The sequence below is a fragment of the Aeromonas sp. ZOR0002 genome, from assembly GCF_963866995.1.
Classification (GTDB): Bacteria; Pseudomonadota; Gammaproteobacteria; order Enterobacterales; family Aeromonadaceae; genus Aeromonas; species Aeromonas caviae.
In genome coordinates this window covers 8131-11289 of sequence record NZ_CAWMFQ010000027.1, presented here as the reverse complement: position 1 = coordinate 11289, position 3159 = coordinate 8131, and the positions used below count along the sequence as shown (strand labels likewise).

4 protein-coding genes are annotated in these 3159 nt (G+C 59.6%); all 4 read right to left on the bottom strand.

The genetic code is table 11. The features are described from left to right. A partial coding sequence (alaS, locus tag AACR77_RS01860) for an alanine--tRNA ligase (protein ID WP_042879419.1) occupies positions 1–1040 on the bottom strand: 1040 nt, incomplete at its 3' end. Positions 1041–1319: 279 nt separating this feature from the next. Further along, positions 1320–1826, bottom strand: a complete 507-nt coding sequence (locus AACR77_RS01855) for a regulatory protein RecX (protein WP_042879418.1) — start codon at positions 1824–1826, stop codon at positions 1320–1322. A 41-nt stretch (positions 1827–1867) separates the two neighbouring features. Further along, positions 1868–2932, bottom strand: coding sequence for a recombinase RecA (gene recA, locus AACR77_RS01850; protein ID WP_010672819.1), 1065 nt, complete (start codon positions 2930–2932; stop codon positions 1868–1870). A gap of 80 nt (positions 2933–3012) precedes the next feature. Next, on the bottom strand, positions 3013–3159 hold a 147-nt coding region (locus AACR77_RS23090), incomplete at its 5' end, for a CinA family protein (protein WP_231563124.1).

The window sequence follows — 3159 nt, the reverse complement described above, 5'->3', positions numbered from 1 at the left end:
AGTTCTGCCGCCACATCCTTCATCTGCACGGCCAGCTCGGCAGCCAGCTTGTAGAAGAAGACGTCGGTAGCACCCAGCTTGCGGCCGTGACGCACGGCGCGGCGGATGATGCGGCGCAGCACGTAGCCGCGACCTTCATTGGAGGGCATGACACCGTCAGCCACCAGGAAGGCGCAGGAACGGATGTGGTCCGCGATGACGCGCAGGGACTGGTTGCTCAGATCCGTGGTGCCGACGATCTCGGCCGCCTTCTTGATCAACGCCTGGAAGATGTCGATCTCATAGTTGGAGTGCACTCCCTGCATGATGGCGGAGATACGCTCCAGACCCATGCCGGTATCCACGGACGGACGGGGCAGCGGCTCCATGGTGCCGTCAGCCTGACGGTTGAACTGCATGAAGACCACGTTCCAGATCTCGATGAAGCGGTCGCCATCCTCTTCCGGTGAACCGGGAGGGCCACCCCAGATGTGATCGCCGTGGTCGTAGAAGATCTCTGTGCAGGGACCACATGGGCCGGTATCGCCCATGGCCCAGAAGTTGTCGGATGCATAAGGAGCACCCTTGTTGTCACCGATGCGCACGATGCGATCGGCCGGCACGCCGACCTCTTTTTCCCAGATGTCGAAGGCTTCGTCGTCAGTCGCGTAGACGGTCACCAACAGGCGCTCTTTGGGCAGCTTGAGGGTACCGGTCAGGAATTCCCATGCAAACCGGATGGCGTCCTGTTTGAAGTAGTCACCGAAGCTGAAGTTGCCCAGCATCTCGAAGAAGGTGTGGTGACGGGCGGTATAGCCGACGTTTTCCAGGTCATTGTGCTTGCCGCCAGCCCGCACGCAACGCTGGGCCGTGGTGGCACGGTGATAGGCACGCTTGTCGGCGCCAAGGAACACGTCCTTGAACTGGTTCATCCCTGCGTTGGTGAACAGCAGGGTCGGATCGTTGTGCGGTACCAGCGAGCTGGAAGAGACAACCTGGTGTCCCTGGGTGCGGAAATACTCGAGAAACGCAGCGCGAATCTCTGACGTGGACATGTACATGGAAAATCCTGCTTGATTCGAATACGGACTTTTAACCGCATTAATGTAAGTTTTCTGCAGGGTAAAGTAAAACGTGGGGACCCTTGGCGGGTGAAATAGCCCCCAAGGGGCCAGCGTTTGGCAGCAGCACCCGCAAGCACGTCGCAACAGGGGGGCTTCGGGATGCCTCGCTCGACCACAGGGCCACCATTGACAGACCCGGCGAAGGGCTGATATTCCCCACCAGCCGCACCGCACACCAAGGGAAATCCTGCCCATAGGTCCAGCCTCGGTGCGCCACTATTGCTCGCCTTGCATGGCTGAGAGGGCGTAACGGGCTTGTTCCTGGGTAAAACCACGCCCCATCAGATATTTGAGCCACTTCATGCGCAGTTTGAAGTCGGCAAGGTCGGTCGCCTTTGCCCGACGCGACAACAACGCAAGCGCCAGTTCGAACCAGTCGAGCTCGGGTTGATCCAGGGCCGCCTCGATCTGGGTGTCATCCAGCCCCTTGCGGCGCAGGTCGAAACGGATCCTGAGCGGACCATGGCCTTTGGCCGCACCAGCCCGCACCGCCATGGCACCGTAACGATAGTCATTGACCCAGCCATAGCCACGGCAATGGTCGAGCACAACGGCGACCACCTCCTCCTCGAATCCCTTCTGACGCAGGCGTCTGGCCAGCTCGGACTCCGCACTTTCGCGGCGAGCAAGACTGCGCATGGCAAAGGCGCGGGCGGCGGCGACCAGCTCTTCAAAGGTCAATTCGACGGGCTCGCCCGTTTCGTTCACTGATTCATCCACCATAAACAACAAGGCCGGGTATCAACCCGGCCTTTCCTCATTCCTTATTCGAACTCTTGTTCGTTTTCGGCTTCAAACTCGTCGTATTCTGCAGCCGTGGCCTTCTCTTCCACCGGCGCAGCGCCGGAGAGCAGCAGCTCGCGCAGCTTCACTTCCACCTCGGCAGCCAGTGCCTTGTTTTCGGAGAAGAGCTTCATCACGTTGGCTTTGCCCTGGCCGATCTTTTCGCCGTTGTAGCTGTACCAGGCCCCCGCCTTGTCGATCAGCTTGTGCTTGACGCCGAGATCCACCAGCTCGCCCTCCTTGGAGATACCGGCACCATAGAAGATCTGGAACTCAGCCTGCTTGAAGGGTGGCGCCACCTTGTTCTTGACGACCTTGACGCGGGTTTCGTTGCCGACCACCTCGTCCCCTTCCTTGATGGCGCCGGTACGACGGATGTCCAGGCGCACGGAGGCGTAAAACTTCAGAGCGTTACCACCGGTGGTGGTCTCCGGGCTGCCGAACATGACACCAATCTTCATCCGGATCTGGTTGATGAAGATGCACAGGCAGTTGGCGTTCTTGATGTTGGCGGTCAATTTACGCAGCGCCTGGGACATCAGACGAGCCTGCAGGCCGACGTGGGAGTCACCCATCTCCCCTTCGATTTCCGCTTTCGGGGTCAGGGCAGCCACGGAGTCGACGATGATGACGTCGACGGCATTGGAGCGCACCAGCATGTCGCAAATCTCCAGTGCCTGTTCACCGGTATCCGGCTGGGAGATGAGCAGGTCGTCGACGTTGACGCCCAGCTTGGCGGCATAGATAGGATCCAGTGCGTGCTCCGCATCGACGAAGGCACAGGTCTTGCCCTTCTTCTGGGCTTCGGCGATCACCTGCAGGGTCAGCGTAGTTTTACCGGAGGATTCCGGACCGTAGATCTCGACGATACGACCGCACGGCAGACCACCGATCCCCAGCGCCACGTCCAGAGAGAGAGAGCCGGTGGAGATGGCTTCAATATCCATGGTCTTGCTGTCGCCCAGACGCATGATGGAGCCTTTGCCAAACTGCTTTTCGATCTGGCCCAGCGCAGCCGCCAGTGCCTTCTGTTTGTTCTGATCCATGCCAATCTCCGCTGGGAATCGTGAATAAGAAGTGAAGTTGGGCTAAGTATACTGTTTATGCATACAGTATCAAGCCCAATTTATTTGAGCAGTGCCAGGAGCCCGGACAAGGCCTGTCTGACCGCCTGCTGGCGCACCTGATGGCGATCCCCATCGAAACGGGCGAGCAGGGAGTGGTGACGGCCCGAGCGATCCGCCCAGGCGAACCAGACGGTGCCGACCGGCTT

Excerpts from the sequence above, each read along its gene's own strand:
- AACR77_RS01855 (WP_042879418.1), bottom strand. The coding sequence starts at position 1,826 with ATGGTGGATGAATCAGTGAACGAAACGGGCGAGCCCGTCGAATTGACC.
- recA (WP_010672819.1), bottom strand. The coding sequence starts at position 2,932 with ATGGATCAGAACAAACAGAAGGCACTGGCGGCTGCGCTGGGCCAGATC.